Annotated in this window: 17 protein-coding genes; 9 read left to right on the forward strand and 8 right to left on the reverse strand. The window is 71.6% G+C overall.

Translation table 11 applies throughout. The annotated features are described in order from the left end of the window. Positions 1 to 34: 34 nt before the first annotated feature. From ACZJYS_RS14290 to ACZJYS_RS14325, 8 genes are all read left to right on the forward strand, one after another. Positions 35 to 1,015, forward strand: coding sequence for a TRAP transporter substrate-binding protein (locus ACZJYS_RS14290; RefSeq protein WP_245906629.1), 981 nt, complete (start codon positions 35 to 37; stop codon positions 1,013 to 1,015). 73 nt (positions 1,016 to 1,088) lie between these two features. Next, positions 1,089 to 1,595: a TRAP transporter small permease gene (locus ACZJYS_RS14295; protein WP_379631574.1), complete on the forward strand. Its 507-nt coding sequence runs from the start codon at positions 1,089 to 1,091 to the stop codon at positions 1,593 to 1,595. 6 nt (positions 1,596 to 1,601) lie between these two features. Beyond that, positions 1,602 to 2,900, forward strand: coding sequence for a TRAP transporter large permease (locus ACZJYS_RS14300; RefSeq protein ID WP_379651009.1), 1,299 nt, complete (start codon positions 1,602 to 1,604; stop codon positions 2,898 to 2,900). 35 nt (positions 2,901 to 2,935) lie between these two features. After that, complete coding sequence (locus ACZJYS_RS14305) at positions 2,936 to 3,778, forward strand: NAD-dependent epimerase/dehydratase family protein (RefSeq protein ID WP_493179143.1); 843 nt, start codon at positions 2,936 to 2,938, stop codon at positions 3,776 to 3,778. Positions 3,779 to 3,853: 75 nt separating this feature from the next. Then, entirely contained in the window at positions 3,854 to 4,693 is an 840-nt protein-coding gene (locus tag ACZJYS_RS14310; RefSeq protein WP_493179146.1) for an aldose epimerase family protein, read from the forward strand. A 54-nt stretch (positions 4,694 to 4,747) separates the two neighbouring features. Further along, complete coding sequence (locus tag ACZJYS_RS14315) at positions 4,748 to 5,890, forward strand: FAD-dependent oxidoreductase (protein WP_493179148.1); 1,143 nt, start codon at positions 4,748 to 4,750, stop codon at positions 5,888 to 5,890. A gap of 45 nt (positions 5,891 to 5,935) precedes the next feature. Further along, entirely contained in the window at positions 5,936 to 7,258 is a 1,323-nt protein-coding gene (locus tag ACZJYS_RS14320) for an esterase-like activity of phytase family protein (RefSeq protein ID WP_493179150.1), read from the forward strand. A 187-nt stretch (positions 7,259 to 7,445) separates the two neighbouring features. Further along, positions 7,446 to 8,495, forward strand: coding sequence for a TerC family protein (locus tag ACZJYS_RS14325; protein ID WP_493179152.1), 1,050 nt, complete (start codon positions 7,446 to 7,448; stop codon positions 8,493 to 8,495). Between the two features lie 56 nt (positions 8,496 to 8,551). Here the strand turns inward: ACZJYS_RS14325 and ACZJYS_RS14330 are convergent, their stop codons facing one another. The 4 genes from ACZJYS_RS14330 to ACZJYS_RS14345 form a co-directional block, all read right to left on the reverse strand. Next, entirely contained in the window at positions 8,552 to 9,964 is a 1,413-nt protein-coding gene (locus tag ACZJYS_RS14330) for a TRAP transporter large permease (protein WP_493179155.1), read from the reverse strand. Between the two features lie 31 nt (positions 9,965 to 9,995). Further along, positions 9,996 to 10,544, reverse strand: coding sequence for a TRAP transporter small permease subunit (locus tag ACZJYS_RS14335; protein ID WP_109518803.1), 549 nt, complete (start codon positions 10,542 to 10,544; stop codon positions 9,996 to 9,998). A gap of 72 nt (positions 10,545 to 10,616) precedes the next feature. Beyond that, on the reverse strand, positions 10,617 to 11,717 hold the full coding sequence (locus ACZJYS_RS14340) for a TRAP transporter substrate-binding protein (RefSeq protein WP_109518802.1): 1,101 nt from the start codon (positions 11,715 to 11,717) through the stop codon (positions 10,617 to 10,619). Between the two features lie 350 nt (positions 11,718 to 12,067). Further along, entirely contained in the window at positions 12,068 to 13,984 is a 1,917-nt protein-coding gene (locus ACZJYS_RS14345) for a DEAD/DEAH box helicase (protein WP_493179157.1), read from the reverse strand. 346 nt (positions 13,985 to 14,330) lie between these two features. Between ACZJYS_RS14345 and ACZJYS_RS14350 the strand changes: the two genes are divergently transcribed. After that, the gene (locus ACZJYS_RS14350) at positions 14,331 to 14,810 is read left to right on the forward strand and encodes a hypothetical protein (protein WP_493179159.1); all 480 of its coding nucleotides are present in this window, start codon (positions 14,331 to 14,333) and stop codon (positions 14,808 to 14,810) included. Between the two features lie 128 nt (positions 14,811 to 14,938). Here the strand turns inward: ACZJYS_RS14350 and ACZJYS_RS14355 are convergent, their stop codons facing one another. From ACZJYS_RS14355 to ACZJYS_RS14370, 4 genes are all read right to left on the reverse strand, one after another. Beyond that, complete coding sequence (locus tag ACZJYS_RS14355; protein WP_493179161.1) at positions 14,939 to 16,348, reverse strand: FAD-binding oxidoreductase; 1,410 nt, start codon at positions 16,346 to 16,348, stop codon at positions 14,939 to 14,941. Continuing rightward, positions 16,345 to 17,214 (reverse strand): dimethylarginine dimethylaminohydrolase family protein, encoded by an 870-nt coding sequence (locus ACZJYS_RS14360; protein ID WP_379650996.1) that lies wholly within the window; start codon positions 17,212 to 17,214, stop codon positions 16,345 to 16,347. Before ACZJYS_RS14360 ends, ACZJYS_RS14355 begins: the two co-directional genes overlap by 4 nt. Before the next feature lie 88 nt (positions 17,215 to 17,302). Continuing rightward, positions 17,303 to 17,653, reverse strand: a complete 351-nt coding sequence (locus ACZJYS_RS14365) for a helix-turn-helix domain-containing protein (protein WP_109518797.1) — start codon at positions 17,651 to 17,653, stop codon at positions 17,303 to 17,305. 10 nt (positions 17,654 to 17,663) lie between these two features. Next, positions 17,664 to 17,958: Smr/MutS family protein (locus ACZJYS_RS14370; protein WP_493179165.1), on the reverse strand; the 295-nt coding region annotated here is incomplete at its 5' end.

Consider the following 17,958-nt stretch of genomic DNA (forward strand, 5'->3'; position numbering starts at 1 on the left):
CTTTCCCCAACGAAAACATGCGGGGGGAAGTATGATGACCCGACGTCTGATGAATTGGGCGGCCGCGGCCGCGGTGGCGCTGCTGGGCTGGACCTCCACGCCCAGCCAGGCGCAGGAATGGCGCGGCTGGAACATCCACCCGCCGGACTACCCCGTCTCCAAGGGCATGGACCGCTTCACCGAGCTGGTGGCCCAGCGCAGCAACAACCGCATCCGGATGAAGACCTTCCATTCGGCGCAGCTCGGCCAGCAGGACGAGGCGATCCAGCAGATGCGGCTGGGCTCGATCGACTTCGCCGAGTTCAACATGAGCGGGCTGAACAACATCGTCCCCAGCACCCAGGTGCTGACGCTGCCCTTCCTGTTCCGCTCCGTGGCGCACCAGCACACGGTGGTGGACGGCCCGATCGGCGACACGGTGGCCGAGGACCTCGCCAATGCCGGCATCGTGCCGCTGGCCTGGTACGACGCCGGCGCGCGCAGCATGTACACCATCCGCCCGGTGAAGGTGCCGGCCGACCTGCGCGGCATGAAGATCCGCGTGCAGACCTCGGATCTGTGGATCGACATCATCAAGGCGCTGGGCGCCAACGCGACGCCGCTGCCCTTCGGCGAGGTGTACACCTCGCTGCAGTCCGGCGTCATCGACGGCGCCGAGAACAACTGGCCCTCCTACGAGAGCACCCGCCACTTCGAGGTGGCCAAGTACTTCGCCACCACCGAGCACTCCAACGTGCCGGAGGTGCTGGCGGTCTCCTCCCTGCGCTGGCGCCGGCTGAACCAGGCCGACAAGGACATGCTCCGCGCCGCCGCCCGCGAATCGGCGCAGTACCAGCGCCAGCTCTGGGCGGAGCGCGAGCGGGTGAGCCGGGAGAAGGTGATCGCCGGCGGCGCGCAGGTGACCGACATCACCGACCGCGGCCCGTGGCAGCAGCTGATGGAGCCGGTCTACAAGAAGTACGCGACCGACCCGCGCATGGCTGACCTGGTCCGCCGCATCCGCGAGACGCCCTGACAGGCCGGGGCGCGGCATCCCACCGGGTGCCGCGCCCTTTTTCCATCCGCGCCATGCAGGGAGCCCCGCCGCGATGGCAGCCTTCTCGCGCCTGCTCGATATTCTCGCCCGCATCGTCATCGTCCTGGCCTCCGCCGCCATGGTGCTGCTGGTGGCCATCACCGGCTGGATGGTGTTCGGCCGCTACGTGCTGAACGACACGCCCACCTGGGTGGAGCGGGCCGCCGTCCTCATCGTCCTTGGCATCGTGCTGCCGGTCGCCGCCGTGGGGGTGCGCGAGCGCTTCCACCTCTCCGTCCTTGGCTTCCGCGACGCGCTGCCGGCGCCGGCACGCTGGGCGGCGGAGCTGGCCTCCGACGTTGTCGTCGGCCTGTTCGGCCTCGCCATGGCCTGGTGGTCCTGGGAGCTGGTGGCGACCAGCCAGGGCATCCGCATCCCGCTGCTCGGCATCAGCCAGATCTGGACCTACCTGCCGCTGACCCTCTGCGGCGCGCTCATCACCCTGTTCTCAGTCGAGCAGGTCCTGCTCGCGCTGCGGCACCGCCATACCGAGCGGCACGCCGCCCTGCCGCTGGAGTAGCCCCGCGTGGAAATCGGCCTGATCCTTCTCTTCCTCGTCTTCTTCGCCGGCATCGTCATGGGGGTGCCGGTGGCCTTCACGCTGGGCCTCGCCGCGCTGGCCGGCTTCCTGTGGGAGGGCATCAGCCCCGCCGTGGTGTTCCAGCAGATGACGTCGGGGATGAGCATGTTCTCCCTGCTCGCTATCCCGTTCTTCATCTTCGCCGGCGAGATCATGATGCATGGCGGCATCGCCCGGCGGCTGATCGCTGTGGCGGCCGGGCTGGTGGGCTGGATGCGCGGCGGGCTCGGCCTGGTGAACGTCGCCGCCTCCATGCTGTTCGGCGGCATCTCCGGCTCGGCGGTGGCCGACGCCTCGGCGCTCGGCACCGTGCTGATCCCGGCGATGAAGCAGAAGGGCTACGACACCGACTACGCGGTGAACGTGACGGTCACGGCCTCGATCGCCGGCATCATGATCCCGCCCAGCCACAACATGATCCTCTACAGCCTGGCGGCGGGGGGCGGCATCTCGGTCTCGGCGCTGTTCTTCGCCGGCATCGTGCCGGGCGTCATCATGTGCGCCTGCCTCGCGGTTGCCGCCTATGTGCTGGCGGTGCGGCGCGGCTACCCGGCCGAGCAGTGGCAGGGCTTCCGCCACCTGCTGATGACCTTCCTCGACGCCCTGCCGGGGCTGATGACCGGCGTCATCATCCTGGGCGGCGTGCTGGGCGGCGTGTTCACCGTCACCGAATCGGCCGCCTTCGGCGCCATCTGGGCGGTGCTGGCCACGCTGATCGTCTATCGCGGCCTGACCTGGGAAACCTTCAAGATCGCCCTCGCCGCCTCGGTGCGCACCACCGCCGTGGTGCTGCTGCTGGTGGGCACCGCCACGGCCTTCGCCTACCTGCTCGCCCTCTACGGCTTCGCCGACATGCTGACGCGCGGGATGCTGGCGATCAGCGACAACCCCATCGTCATCCTGCTGCTGATCAACGTGGCGCTGCTGCTGCTCGGCTGCGTCATGGACATGGCGGCGCTGATCCTGATCACCACGCCCATCTTCCTGCCCGTGGTGCAGGCGCTGGGCATGGACCCGGTGCAGTTCGGCATGGTGGTGATGATGAATCTCGGCCTCGGCCTCACCACGCCGCCGGTCGGCGCGGTGCTGTTCGTCGGCTGCGCCATCGGCAAGATCCGCATCGAGCAGACAATGAAGGGCATCTGGCCGTTCTATGGCGCCATCCTGGTGGCGCTGGCCTTGACCACCTACTGGCCCGCTGTTTCCCTCACCCTGCCGCGCCTGCTGCTCGGCTACGGCCAGTGACGCGCGGCCGTTGAATTCCTGAGGACCGCAACCCGATGACCGCTTCGCAAAAGCCCGTCCTGCTGACCGGCGCCTCCGGCAATCTCGGCCGCATGCTGGCGGCCGAGCTGTCGGCGCGCGGCCACAGCCTGGTGCTGACCGACATCAAGCCCTTCCCCGACCCCCTGCCGGAAGGGGCCAGGTTCACCACCGTGGATCTCGGCGACGGGCTGGCGATGATGCGCATCGCCGAGGGCTGCCAGGCGATCCTGCATTTCGGCGGCATCTCGATCGACCGGCCCTTCGAGGAGGTGCTGGACCCCAACATCCGCGGCCTCTACCACGTCTACGAGGCGGCGCGGCGCGAGGGGGCGCGGGTGCTGTTCGCCAGCTCCAACCACAGCATCGGCTTCCATGAGCGCCCCTCGGGCAACGCCGCGAAGCTGGATGCCGACTGCGCCTTCCGCCCCGACAGCTTCTACGGCCTCTCCAAGGCCTATGGCGAGCTGATGGGCCGGCTCTACTGGGACAAGCACGGGGTGGAGAACCTCAACGTCCGCATCGGCTCCTGCTTCCCCGAGCCGGTGGATGCCCGGATGCTCTCCACCTGGCTCTCCTTCGCCGACCTGGCGCGGCTCTGCGCCGACTTCATCGCGGCGCCGAAGGTCGGCCATGCCGTGATCTGGGGCGCCAGCGACAACCCCGCCACCTACTGGGGCGCCGACCACCGCGACCGCATCGGCTGGCAGCCGCAGGACAGCGCCGAGGCGTTCCGCGAGCAGGTGGGCGGCAAGGTCTCCGACAACCCGGTGACCGAGCGCTACCAGGGCGGCGCCTACTGCGCCAGCGACTACAGCCGCGCCGGGCCCAGCCCGCGCGAGACCTTCGCCCTGGACTGACCGGCCCCGCCCCGGTCTGGCGCGCGGGGCGGGGGAGGCCTATCCTTCCCCCGCCGCACCGCCAAGGAAGCTTCCATGCGCCTCGAATCCGGTCCCTGGCGGGCCGAGCTGAGCCCGGAGGAGGGCGCCGCCTTCGTCGCGCTGGAGCATGAAGGGCGCCCCATCCTGGCGCCGCTCGCCGGCCGCGACCCCAATTCCACCCCGGCCGGCGCCTTCTGGATGCTGCCCTGGACCAACCGCCTCGATGGCGGCCGCTTCCCCTGGGCCGGCGCCACCCACGTCTTTCCGCTGACCCATCCGCAGGAGGGCAACGCGCTGCACGGCCTCTCGCGCCTCGCGCCCTGGCAGGTGGAGGAGCAGGGCGCGGCGGTGGCGGTGCTGACCCAGTCCCTTGCCCGCGGGCCGTTCCACTACCACGCCCGGCTGCGCGTGGCGCTGGGGCCGGAAGGGCTGCGCCTGGCCATGACGGTGCGCAACGCCGGCACCGCGCCCTGCCCGATGGGCTTCGGCTGGCACCCCTGGTTCGCGCGGCCGCCCGGCTGCACCCTCCGCTTCGCCGCGCGCGCCACCTTCCTGCGCGATGCGCGCAAGCTGCCCGTCGCCGCGCAGGACAGCGCCGGGCTGGAGGGCGGCGAGCTGGACTGGCTCGGCACCGACGCGCATTTCGCCGGCTGGGACGGGCTGGCCGAGCTGCGCCGCCCGGACATGGCGCTGACGCTGCGCGCCAGCGGCGACTGGGCGCGCAACCTGCAATTCTACGCGCCCGCCGACCATCCGGTGCTCTGCCTGGAGCCGGTGAGCCATGTGCCGGATGTCATCAACCGCCCCTTCCTGGCCCCGCACGGCGCCATGCGCGTGCTGGCGCCCGGCGAGGCGCTGGAGGGGCTGATCACCCTCTCGGTGGCGCCGGCCTGAGAGGCGGGCCGCCAGGCCGTTGCCTTTCCGCCCCGCCGCGTCATGCTGCGCGCCATGCCGAACGCGCTTGTCCTCGGGGCCGGGATCATGGGCCTCTCCGCCGCCTGGGGCCTGTCCCGGGCGGGCTGGTCCGTCACCGTGGTGGAGCAGGATGACTGCCCCAACCCGCGCGGCGCCAGCGTCGACGACCACCGCCTGATCCGCCACGCCTATGGCGCCGAGCGCGGCTACATGCGGATGGTGGACGCCGCCTACGCCGCCTGGGACCGGCTCTGGGCCGATCTCGGCGAGACGCTGCACGTGCCGACCGGCGTATTGGCCCTGGGCGGGGAAGGCGGCGGCGAACCCGGCCCCGGCTGGCTGGCCGAGAGCCGCGCCGCCCTGGCCGCCGACGGCCATGCCTTCACCGATCTCGACCCCGCCGCGCTGGAGCGGCGCTTCCCCATGCTCTCCGCGGCGGGGGTGGGGGAGGCTTTCCACATGGCGCCGGGCGGCGTGCTGCTGGCGCGGCGCATCGTGGCGGCGCTGGCGGCGCATCTGGCGGCGCGCGGCGTCGCCTTCCGCCGCGCCCGCGCGCGTTCGGCCGACCCGGAACGCGCCACCCTGGCGCTGGAGGACGGCACCACCCTGGGCGGAGACCTGCTGGTGGTGGCCGCCGGCCCCTGGGCGCCGCGCTTCCTGCCCGGCCTCGCCGCGCGCGTCACGCCCTCGCGGCAGATCGTCGTCTATCTGGAGCCGCCGCCGGAGCACCGCGCCGCCTGGGCCGCCGCGCCGATGCTGCTCGACCTCTCCGAGCGGGGCGGCTTCTACGCCGTGCCGCCGGTGGCGGGCACGGCGCTGAAGATCGGCGACCACCGCTTCTCCCGCCAGGGCGACGCCGACGACCCGCGCGAGGCCAGCCCGGCCGAGGCGGAGGCCATCCTCGCCCTGGCCCGCCCCCGGCTGCGCGGCGCGGCGGGCTACCGCGTGCTCGGCGCCCGCGCCTGCTACTACGACGTGGAGCCAGAGGAACGCTTCCTGCTGGAGCCGATCGGGCCGCGGGCGCTGGTGATGAGCGGCTTCTCCGGCCATGGCTTCAAGTTCGGCCCGCTGCTGGGGCTGGCGGTGGCGGGCGAGGACCGGATGCGCCGCGCCGCCTGGGCCGCCGGCCATGCGGAGGACGCGGCTGTCATGGAAGGGTCACGCGGCAGCGCCTGAGGCGGCCGCTAGGGTCCGCGCATCCTCCATGCGCGGATTCCCACCATGCGACGCCTTCTGCTCACCTGCGGCCTGCTGCTTCCCGTCCTCGCCGCCCCCGCCCTCGCGGCGCCCGAGATCACCATGCTGGAGAGCGACGACCCGGCGCTGCGCCTCGGCCGCCACACCTTCCCGGGTGGCCGGGCGCTGGAGCTCTCGGTGGGCATCGGCAGCGCCGCCCACCACCGCCCGGGCGACCCGGCGGACATCCTCTACACCCTCTCCGACCGTGGCCCGAACATCGCCTGCGCCGATGCCGAGCCGGTCACCGGCCTGAAGCCGGAGGCGATCTGCGCCGAGGACCGGCGCGGCCGCCTCTACCCGGTGCCGCGCTACGCCCCCACCCTCTACGGCGTGCAGCTCCTGCCCGCCGAGAAGCGCTTCCGCCTCTTCGAGGCCATCGCGCTGAAGCGGCCCGACGGCCGGCCCGTCAGCGGCCTGACCAACCCGCTGCCCGGCCGCACCGAGACGCCGCTGGACGGCACCGGCCGCACCCTGCCGCACGACCCCGCCGCCATCGACGCCGAGGGGCTGCTGCGCCTGCCCGATGGCCGCTTCTGGGTGGGCGAGGAGAACGGCCCCTCGCTGGTCGAGGTGGCGGCCGATGGCCGCATCCTGCGCCGCGTCGTCCCCGCCGGCACGGAGGGCGAGTTCGCCGGCGCGGGCTACCGCATCGAGCCCGGCCTGCCGGCCATCCTGGCCCGGCGCCAGTCCAACCGCGGCATCGAGAGCATGGCCGGCACGCCGGACGGCGCCACCCTCTACGCCATCCTGCAGAACCCGCTGGCCAACCCGGACGCCGCCGCCTACCGCGCCGCGCGCAACACCCGGCTGCTCCGCTTCGACCCCGCCGCCGGGCGGGTGACGGGCGAATGGGTCTACCAGCTCGACGACCCGCGCAGCTTCCGCAACGATCCCTCCGAGCGGCAGAGCGACCCGCGCATCTCCGAGCTGGCCTGGCTCGGGCCCGAGCGGCTGCTGGTGCTGGAGCGCACCGAGCGCACCACCAAGCTCTACGAGGTGCGGCTGGACCGGGGTGCCACCGACATCGCCGGCACCGCCTGGGACGACGCGGCCACCCGCCCCAGCCTGGAGCAGCGCAACGACCTCCCGGGCAACGACTTCTCGGGCACCGGCCTCTCGGGCACCGGCCTCGTGCCGCTGGCCAAGCGGCTGGTGCTGGACAGCGCCGACCACCCCGAGCTGCCCGGCAAGATCGAGGGCATCGCCATCCTGCCGGACCGCACCCTGGTCCTCGTCAACGACGACGATTTCGGCATCACCGGCGAGACGACGCGCATCGCCCTGATCCGCGGCGTGCTGGACTGAGGGGCGGGGAAGGCGGGAGGAACGGGCGGGGCGGGAAAATCGGCGCGCCGCCCGCGCCGCCGTCTTGAACGGAGCCTGGGCCGGGCCACGTCATCCGGCGTCCGGTTCCCTCTGGCAGCGCGCCCCGCGGCGCCTGCGATGTCGGACACATCGCTTGATCCCGCCCCTCCGCCGGAGGGGCCCGACCATGCCGGAGCCGACCTTGGAATTCCTCACAGCCAGCTTCCTGGCCACGCCCGTCTGGATGTGGCTCGCCTTCATGGCGCTCGTCGTCACCCTGCTGGTGCTCGACCTCGGGGTCCTGCACCGCGAGAGCCGCGAGATCGGCGTGCGCGAGAGCCTGATCCTCTCCGCCGTCTATATCGGCCTCGGCCTGCTGTTCGGCGGCTGGGTCTGGTATTCCTTCGACCATCTCCGCCCGCCCCTGGAGGGCGCGCTCGACGGCGCCACCGCCGCCCAGCTCTACTGGACCGGGTTCATCGTCGAGAAGACGCTGGCGATGGACAATGTCTTCGTCATCGCCATGATCTTCGGCTACTTCGCCGTGCCCCGCCTCTACCAGCACCGCGTGCTGTTCTGGGGCATCCTCGGCGTCATCGTGCTGCGCGCCATCATGATCGGCCTCGGCGCCGCCATCGTGCAGCAATTCGCCTGGGTGCTCTACCTGTTCGCCGGCTTCCTCATCCTCACCGGCATCAAGATGTGGCGGATGGCGGACGCCAAGCCGGACATCGCCGTCAACCCGCTGCTCCGCCTCATCCGCCGCCGCTTCCGCGTGACGGAGGGGCTGCACGGCGAGCGCTTCTTCATCCGCCAGCCGGACCCGGCCACCGGCCGCCCGGCCCTGTTCATGACGCCGCTCTTCCTGGCGCTGGTGCTGGTGGAGGTGGCGGACGTCATCTTCGCGGTGGATTCGGTGCCGGCGATCTTCGCCATCACCACCGACCCCTTCATCGTCTACACCTCGAACATCTTCGCCATCCTCGGCCTGCGCGCGCTCTACTTCGCGCTCTCGGCCATGGTGCACCGCTTCCACTACCTGAAATACGCGCTCTCGGTGCTGCTGGTGTTCATCGGCGGCAAGATCTTCGTGGCGGACCTGCTCTTCCCCGAGACCGGCAAGGTTCCGCCCGCCCTCTCGCTCGGCGTCACCTTCGCCATCCTGGCGGCGGGCATCCTCTACTCGCTGTGGCGCACGCGCGGCATGGCGGCGCCCCCGGCCGCGCCGGGGGCATGAAAAAAGGCCCGCGCCGGTGTGGCGCGGGCCTCCCCCCGTTCAGCGCGGCGCCAATCTCACTTGAAGATCAGCGGCGCCACCTCGTCGTTCATGTCGGGCATCGGCACGTCGATCACCACGCTGCCGGGGTCGACGCCGGTGCCCTTGTCCAGCCAGTAGGTGACGCTCTCCGGCCAGAGGATGACGATGGCCACCAGCACCAGCTGCAGGCACAGCCAGGGGATGGCGCCCCAGTAGATGTCGCGGGTCAGCACCGTCTTGGGCGCCACGCCGCGCAGGTAGAACAGCGCGAAGCCGAAGGGCGGGTGCATGAAGCTGGTCTGCAGGTTCACGCAGAGCAGCACGCCGAACCAGACCAGGTTGATGTCGAGCTTCGCCGCCACGGGCCCGAGCAGCGGCACCACGATGAAGACGATCTCGAAGAAGTCGAGGAAGAAGGCCAGGAAGAAGACGAAGATGTTGACGAAGATCAGGAAGCCCGTCTGCCCGCCCGGCAGGTGGGAGAGCATGTGCTCGATCCAGATTCCGCCGTCGACGCCCTGGAACACCAGGGAGAACACGGTGGAGCCCACCAGGATGAAGATGACCATGGCCGTCAGGCGCATGGTGTTCTCCATCGCCTGGCGCATCAGCGGCCAGGTGAGGCGGCGGTTGATGGCGGCCAGCAGGATGGCGCCGCAGGCGCCCATGGCGCCCGCCTCGGTCGGCGTGGCGAGGCCCAGGAAGATGGTGCCCAGCACCAGGAAGATGAGCACGATCGAGGGCACCATGCCCTTGATGACGCGCCAGTAGAGCGGCCAGCCGCGCGGCCCCAGCGCCTCGGGCGGCAGCGGCGGCACGCGGTGCGGCTGCAGGATGGCGACGCCCGCGATGAACAGCAGGAACAGCGAGATCTGCAGCAGCGAGGGGCCGATGGCGCCGGCATACATGTCGCCGACGCTCTTGCCGAGCTGGTCGCCCAGCAGGATCAGCACCAGCGAGGGCGGGATCAGCTGCGCGATGGTGCCGGAGGCGGCTATGACGCCGGTGGCGATGCGCATGTCGTAGCCGTAGCGCAGCATCACCGGCAGGCTGATCATGCCCATGGCGATGACGCTGGCCGCCACCGTGCCGGTGATGGCGCCGAGCACCGCGCCCACCAGCACCACCGCGACGGCGAGGCCGCCCGGGATCTTGCCGAAGAGCTGGCCGGTGCCCTCCAGCAGGTCCTCCGCCAGCCCGCAGCGCTCCAGCACCGCCCCCATCAGCGTGAAGAAGGGGATGGAGAGCAGCAGCTCGTTCGACATGATGCCGAACACGCGGAAGGGCAGGTTGCCGAGATAGGCCGTGGTGAAGAAGCCCAGCTCGATCGAGAAGAAGCCGAAGAACAGCCCGACCGCGGCCAGCGAGAAGGCCACCGGGAAGCCGATCAGCAGGAAGATGACGAGGCCGCCGAACATCAGCGGCGGCATCATCTCGAGAGTTACCATCGGGGTGAGGTTTCCGCGCTACGGGTGGGATTTATTGGTCGGGGCGGTGGTATTCGGTGACCACCTCGGCATCGGGCCGGATGCCGCGCAGCAGCGCCACCCGCTTGATCAGCTCGGACAGGCCCTGCAGCCAGATCAGCACGAAGCCGACCGGCAGGATCAGCTTCACCGGCCAGCGGATCAGCCCGCCGGCATTGGAGGATTCCTCCATGCGCTGGAAGCTGTCGAGGAAGAAGGGCCAGGTCATCCAGGCCATCAGCCCCATGGCGGGCAGCAGGAACAGCACCAGGCCGAACACGTCGACCCAGAGCCGCTTGCGCTCCGACAGGTTGCCGAACACCAGGTCCACCCGCACATGCTCGTTGCGCAGCAGCGTCGGCGCCGCGCCGAGCATGACGATGCCGGCGAAGAAGTACCACTGCACCTCCAGCCAGGCGTTCGAGGAATAACTGAACGCGTAGCGCACCACGGCATTGCCGGCGCTGGTCACGACGGCCAGCAGGACCAGCCAGTAGGCGACGACGCCCATGCTCGTGTTGATACGGTCCATCGCCCGACTGAAGCCAAGCAGGGCACCCATTCGCCGGAACCCTCCGGGTTGGAAGTTGAAGAGGGCCGGCGCCGCCCGCGGGGGGCGGCGCCGGCGTCGCGGTCAGCGGCGCGCCTGCGCCTCCTGGCCGTACATGGCATAGACGAACTGGTCGAAGCTGTACTCGGCCACGCGGAACCAGCCATACTGCTCGTCGCGGAAGGCCTTCCAGTGGGCATAGACCTTCTTGAAGGTCTCGTTCTTCGCCGCCGTCTCGTCATACAGCTCGAAGGCCGCCTTGTAGCTCGCCTGCATCACGTCGCGCGGGAAGGGGCGGAGCTGCGCGCCGCCGGCGATCAGCCGGCGCAGCGCGGGCGGGTTCTGCACGTCGTACTTCGCCATCGTCTCGATGGTGGCGTCGCGGCAGGCGCTCTCCAGCGCCTCCTTGTAGAGCTGCGGCAGCTCCTCGTACTTCGCCTTGTTGATGAACATGGAGAGGTTGAGGCACCCCTCCCACCAGCCCGGGTAGTAGTAGAAGGGCGCGACGCGGTTGAAGCCGAGCTTCTCGTCGTCATACGGCCCGATCCACTCGGCGGCGTCGATCGTGCCCTTCTCCAGCGCCGGGTAGATGTCGCCGCCGGCGATCTGCTGCGGCACCACGCCGAGCTTCTGCAGCACGTTGCCGGCGAAGCCGCCGACGCGGAACTTCAGCCCCTCCAGGTCCTTGACGGTCTTGATCTCCTTGCGGAACCAGCCGCCCATCTGCGCGCCCGTGTTGCCGGCCGGGATGGAGACCATGTTGTAGGTGGCGAAGAACTCCTTCAGCACGTCGCGCCCGCCGCCCTGCTGCAGCCAGGCGTTGGTCTGGCGCATGTTCATGCCGAAGGGCACGGCGCCGTCAAAGGCGAAGGTCGGGTCCTTGCCGACGAAGTAGTAGGAGGCGGTGTGGGCGCACTCCACCGTGCCGTTCTGCACGGCGTCGGCCACCTGCAGCCCGGGCACCAGCTCGCCGGCCGGGAAGGCGCGGATCTGGAACCTGTTGTCGGTCAGCGCGGCGACGCGCTTGGCGACGTGCTCGCCGGCGCCGTAGATGGTGTCGAGCGAGCGCGGGAAGGAGCTTGCGAGGCGCCAGCGGATTTCGGGAGCGGTCTGGGCGATGGCAGGGGCGGCCAGGGCCGAGGCCCCCATGACGGCCCCGCCGGCCAGCAATTGACGACGGATCATTGCGCCGAAGACTCCTTGGACTGGACCGGCTTCAACCTGCCGGCTCACGACTATTTTCGGGCAGATTGGCTGTCCTGTCACGCACCGGAACGACCCCGCCATCGCCCCGCGCCGCCGGTCCGCCGGCCAGCGAGCGAGCCGCGCGCGGCGGCCTCCGGGCTGGCCTGGGATGGCGACGCAGGCCTCCCCGGCACTGCCCGACGCCCCTTAGCCATAAAAGCCGAGGTCGAGGCAATTTCATTAATTTTGCTTTAGATTTTGCGCCGCTTCAGCCGCCTTGCCGGTGGCGTGGCTTTTCGGCCGCCTTGCCGGCGGCGTGGCTTTCCGGCCGCCTTGCCGGAGGCGGCTTCTCAGCCGCCTTGCCGGCGGCGGGGCGCCTCCGCCGCCCGCGCCGTGCCGCCGCGCCGGGCCGGGGGGCTCCACTCGGCGCGCTTGCGGGCGGTCCAGGCATAGCGCGGGTCGCCGGCCAGCAGGTGCTGGTGCTCGGCCAGCCGGTTGCGCTCCAGCCAGCCGATGGCGGCCTCCAGCTCCAGCAGGCTCATCTGCGCGCGGCTCCGGTTGCCCAGCACCCGCTTCAGCGTGGCGTTGTAGCGGTGGTAGAGGCCGGGGCCGCCCAGGCCCGAGCGTGGGCCCTGCAGCATCGCCTCGTCCTCCACCGCCTGCGCCGCCACCATCTCGCCGATGCGCGCGCGCAGCCGCCGCTCCGCCACCGAGGGCGCCTCCGGCGCATCGGCCGCCGCCTCCAGCCCGGGGCGCTTCAGCGCCAGCTCGGGGCCGGGGGCCAGCGTGTCGAAGCGCAGCGCCAGGGCGTTGGATTCGAGCGGGGTGATGCCCTCGCGCGGCGGCAGCTGGTCGCGCAGCCAGAGCGGCAGCACGCCCGGGGCGCGGCGCGGCTTCGGCCGGCGCGCCAGCGTGCCCTGCTCGGTCTCCATGCGCAGGCGGAAGCGGCCGAAGAGCGGGTCATCGGGGTGGAAGACCAGCGCGCGCTGCTGCTCGTAGGGGCCGGCCTGCGGGTCCACCCGCGTGGCGCGCGCCACCATCTGCTCCAGCCAGGGGCGGGAGCGGATATGCGTCAGCGCCGCCACCACCGCCACCTCCGGCGCGTCCAGCCCCTCATACGCCATCGCCACCGTCACCAGGATGGAGGGCTGCGGCCGCAGCCGGAAGGCGGCCAGCGTCTGCTGCGCGTCGCCGCTGTCGGAGGTGGCGAGCGCCACCGCCTCCTCCGCCTCGCGCGCCGGCACCCAGCGCCGCAGCAGGCCGAGATAGTGCCGCGCCGTGGCCTGGTCCGGCGCCACCACCAGCAGCTTGCCCAGGCCCCGCGCCGTGGTGCCGGGCGGCAGGCCGCGCGCCTGCCGGCGGCGCGCGCGCAGGTCGCGCGTGGCCAGGAAGGCCTCGTGCAGCAGCGCCTCGGCGAAGCCGGTGCGCAGCGCGGTGAACAGGGCGGGGCGCGTCGTCTCGTCCGGGAAGCGGTTGGCAAGGCGGTGCGGGCCGAGGCTGTGGCCGTCCTCGTCCCGCCAGCGCGCCTCCCCATCCATGGCGCCGAAGGTGACGGGCAGCACGGCGCGCTCGGCCAGCGCCTGCGCCCGGCTGTAGCCGATGACGGCCCAGCCCGGCGCATCGAGCTCCACCTCCCGCGTGCGGGCGCGCGGGCCGCTGCGGTAGGGCAGCCAGAGGATGCCGCGCCCATCCGCCCGCTCCAGCGTGCCGGAGAGCAGCAGCCGCACCGCCGCGCATTCCAGCAGCGGCAGCAGCGCGCGCGACCAGGCGCCGGCGAGGTCCTCCTCCGGCGCCGCCTCCGCCCGCGCCGCCGCCATGGGGTCGGTCTCGGGCAGGGCGGGCAGGTGGTGCATCTCGTCCACCACCAGCAGGGTGCGGTGGCGGCGGAACTCGGCCAGGTGCAGCGCCGGCGCGGCGGCGATGCCCTGGTAGGTGGTGACATAGCCATCCAGCCCGCGGCAGGGGTCGGGCGCGTTCTCCGCCGCCCGCACCGTGAGGCCGTGGCCCAGCGCGGCGCGCCAGGCGGGGTCGGCGAAGGCCTCCTCGGCCTGCAGGCGCAGGCTGTCGCGCGGCACCACCCAGCAGACGCGGTCGATCAGCCCCGCCGCCTTCAGCCGCGCCGCCGCGATCACCGGCAGCAGCGACTTGCCGCCGCCCGGCGTCACGGCGGCCAGGATGTCCCGTGCCGGGGTGCGCCCCTCGGCGATGGCGGCCACCACCCCGGCGAGGCGGCGCTGATGCGTGCGCAGCTGGCGTGGCAGCGACATGGGCCGGCAACACTCCGTGAAAGTGCTGAACGTAAGAAGAACATCATGCCATTCCAAGGGCTTGTGCCCTGGCAAGTCACGTCGGTGTTACACATCGGCCGTGCCGGTGGCGCGGGGGTGGGAAGGGCGCGCGGCTGCTCCGGAAAAAGAGAACAAAGAGTGACCATTTGGGCTTGCCAAGGAAGGCTTAAATTCCCACATTGGGCTTGTGCCGATGGCGGGTGGCCAGCGGCACGGAGCGTCGCGCGGCCCTGAAACGCCGCTGCGGATGGAGATGTTCGCCGGCTGCGACTCGGTTGCGCCGGGCGCGCTCCGGCCTTGCCCATGCCACCGGGAGCTTGAGAGAATGTCTGAATATTTTCCTACGGAGGCCATTCGCGGCCTCTGGGAGGAGCGCCGCGCCGTGGTGCTGGGGCATCTGCGCGCGGCCATCGCGCCGCTCGCCGCCGAAGGGCTCGAAACCCGCGACATCCATGGCTGGGCGCTCTGGGCGCGGCTGAAAAGCTGGACGGTGGACATCACCACCAGCGTGCCTTTCAGCGAGTCGGACCACCTCGCCATGCTGGAGCGGGCGATGAAGGTGACCGAGTTCGGCCCCGGCCGGCCGGTGGTGCGGGAGGGGAAGATCCGCTTCCTGGCCGGCAGCGCCACGCTGGCGCCGGAAGGGCGCGCCGCGCTGGAGGCGGCGGCGGCGGCGCTGCTGCGCTTCCTGCGTGAAGGTCCGCCGCAGCGCCTGGATGCGCGCGGCCGCCCGGCCCGGCGCGCGCCCCGCAACCCGACGCGCCGCGCGATGGAGCTGCGCGCCGGCTACGCCAAGGCGGGTTAGGAAAAAAGAAGTTCTTTTTTGGAAAAAAGAACCAAAAAACTTTTGTCAGTTGGCGCCGCGCTGGCTGATGGCGCGCCGCCAAACTGACAAAGTCTTTTTGCTTCTTTTTCTTCAGAAAAAGAAGAAATCTAGTTCAGGAACAGCTTGCCGGGATTGAGGATCCCCTTCGGGTCCAGCGTGGCCTTCAGCCCGCGCATGATGTCCAGCACCTCGGCGCCGTGCTCCTGCACCAGGAACTCCCGCTTGCCGAGGCCGATGCCGTGCTCGCCCGAGCAGGTGCCGCCCAGCGCCAGCCCCTGCGCCACGATCTGCCGGTCCAGCGCCCAGGCCTTCTCCAGCCCTTCCGGGTCGTCGGCCGGGAACAGGATGACGACGTGGTAGTTGCCGTCGCCGACATGGCCGACGATGCAGGTGTTCTGCCCCGCCGCCTCGGCCAGCGCCTTGGCGCCGGTGATGGCCTCGGCCAGGCGGGAGATCGGCACGCAGACATCGGTGGTGATGCCGCGGCAGCCCGGGTAGAGGGCGTTGGCCGCCCACCAGGCGTCGTGCCGGGCCTTCCACAGCCGGCCGCGCGTCTCGGCGTCCTCGGCCCAGGCGAAGCCCTTGCCGCCCATCTCGGCGGCCAGCGCCTCCACCGCCTCGGCCTGCTCGCGCACGCCGTTCGGGCTGCCGTGGAACTCCAGGAACAGCGTCGGCAGCGGCGCGTAGGGCAGCTTCGAATAGGCGATGGAGGCGCGCATCTGCTCGGCATCCGCCAGCTCGATGCGCGCCACCGGGATGCCCGCCTGCATCGTCATGATGACGGTCTCGACCGCCGCCTGCAGGCTGTCGAACTGGCAGACGGCGGCGGTGGTCGCCTCCGGGATGCCGTGCAGCCGCAGGCGGATCTTGGTGACGACGCCGAGCGTGCCCTCGGAGCCGATCATCAGCCGCGTCAGGTCGTAGCCATTGGCGGCCTTGCGGGTGCGGCCGCCGGTGGTGATGACGCGGCCATCGGCCAGCACCACCTCGAGGCCCATCACCGCCTCGCGCATGGTGCCGTAGCGCACGGCGTTGGTGCCGCTGGCGCGGGTGGCCACCATGCCGCCCAGCGTGCAGTGGCTGCCGGGATCGACGGGGAAGAACAGCCCCTGGTCGCGCAGGAAGTCGTTCAGCTGGTGGCGGGTGACGCCCGGCTCCACCAGGCAGTCCATGTCCTCGGCATTCACCTCCAGCACCGCGTTCATGCGGCTGAGGTCGAGGCTGATGCCGCGCCGGACGGGCACCACATGCCCCTCCAGGCTGGTGCCGGCGCCGAAGGGTGTCACCGGCACGCCCTGCGCCTGGCACAGCGCCAGCAGGCGGGAGACCTCCTCCGTGCTCTCCACGAAGGCCACCGCGTCCGGCAGCACCGGCGGGTTGGCGTCCTCGCCGCGCGAATGCTGCTCGCGGATGGAGGCGTTGGTGGAGAGGCGCTCGCCCAGGAAGTCGCGGGCGGCGGCCAGCACCGTGTCGAGCGGCGTGGTGTCGAGCGGCGTGATGTCGAGAAGGGGGGTCATGCGGTCTCCTCCACCCGCGCCAGCGGGCAGGTCAGGCAATGCGGGCCGCCGCCACCCAGGGTGAACAGCGACAATTCGGGGTCGAGCACGGTGAGGCCCTCGGCGCGCAGCGCGGCGTTCAGCCCCTGGTTGCCGCGCGCGGAGATAACACGCCCCCCGCCCAGCGCCAGCACGTTGCAGCCGAGCTGCATCACCTCGCGGTAGGAGACGGGGATGCAGCGGATGCCATGGTCGGCCAGCCAGCCGAGCAGCGTGTCGTCCAGCACCTCGGTGCAGGCCACGGCGAGGCCGGGCGCGGCCATGCAGAACAGCACGTCGAGATGCAGGAAGTGCTCGTCGAACGGCTCGAGGCGCACCTCCCAGCCCTCGGCGCGCAGCCAGCCGGCGAACTGCTCCGCCCCCGCCTCGTCCGTGCGGCCGCCCGAATGGCCGATCAGCGCCAGGCCGGGGCGGAGGATGTGGATGTCGCCCCCCTCCAGCGTGCCGGCGGAGGATTTCCGCCAGAAGGCGCTGCCATGGGCGGCGTGGAAGTCGATCAGCGCGGCGTATTCGCCGCGGCGCTGCGGCCGCTCGAGCTGGCACAGCACGGCGCCCCGGTGGGTCATCACCACGCTGTCCCGCGTATAGGCCATGTAGGGCAGGTGCGGCTCCGGCGTCAGCCGGTGGATGGTGACGCCGGCCTCCTGCATCGCCGCCACCAGCTCGGCGTGCTGGGCGGCCAGATGCGCCGGCGCCGGCGCCTGCCGGTTCTCCGACAGGGTGCGGCGGGCGATGCTGTTGGTGGGGATCCACCGGTAATGATCCGGGGGGCAGACGAGGACGTCCGTCAGGACCCCTGTTTCGGAAGCGACGTGCCAGTTCGACATGCGCGGCACGCTACGCCCGCCGCGCGCGCCACGCCAGCGGCGCTATTCGCCCCGCGCCAGCGGCGCTATTCGCCCCGCGCCAGCAGCGCTACTCGCCCAGCAGCCGCCGCATCGCGCGCAGCGTCTCGGGCGGCAGGGTGCGGATGCGCGCGGCGAGCAGGTTGGCCAGCTCGGTCGCCTCCGGCGAGAGGCCGGCGGTGTCGAGCGTCACGCGCGGGTGGGAGAGGCGGGCGAGGCGCACCATCTCCTCCGCATCGTCCCAGATCAGCTCGAAATACTCGTTCACCTGGTGGATCAGCCCCGCCGAGGGCCGGCCGCGCCGCCCGTGCTCCAGCGCCGAGAGATAGGCCGCCGAGACATGCAGCGCGGCGGCGAGCTGCTGCAGCGTCACGCCCCGGTCCTCGCGCAGCGCGCGCAGCCGGGCGCCGAAGGGGGTCATGCGCGGCGCCTCAGGGGGCGCGGCGGCGGCGCAGCAGCAGGTGCACCACCCCCTGGTTCGGCACCGGGTGCGCCGCGCCGAGCAGCAGCGGCCGCAGGTCGGGCGCGTTCAGCCAGTGCGGCAGCTCCCGCCGCAGCACGCCGCCATCCGGCGCCGGGCCCTTGCCCGTCACCACCGCCACGCAGCGCAGCCCCTGGGCATGGGCGGAGAACAGGAAGCCCCGCACCGCCAGATAGGCCTCCTGCGCGCGGCGGCCATGCAGGTCCAGCGTCCGCTCGGGGCGGGTGCGGCCGCGGCGCAGATCC

Source organism: Roseomonas sp. TS2, from assembly GCF_058833935.1.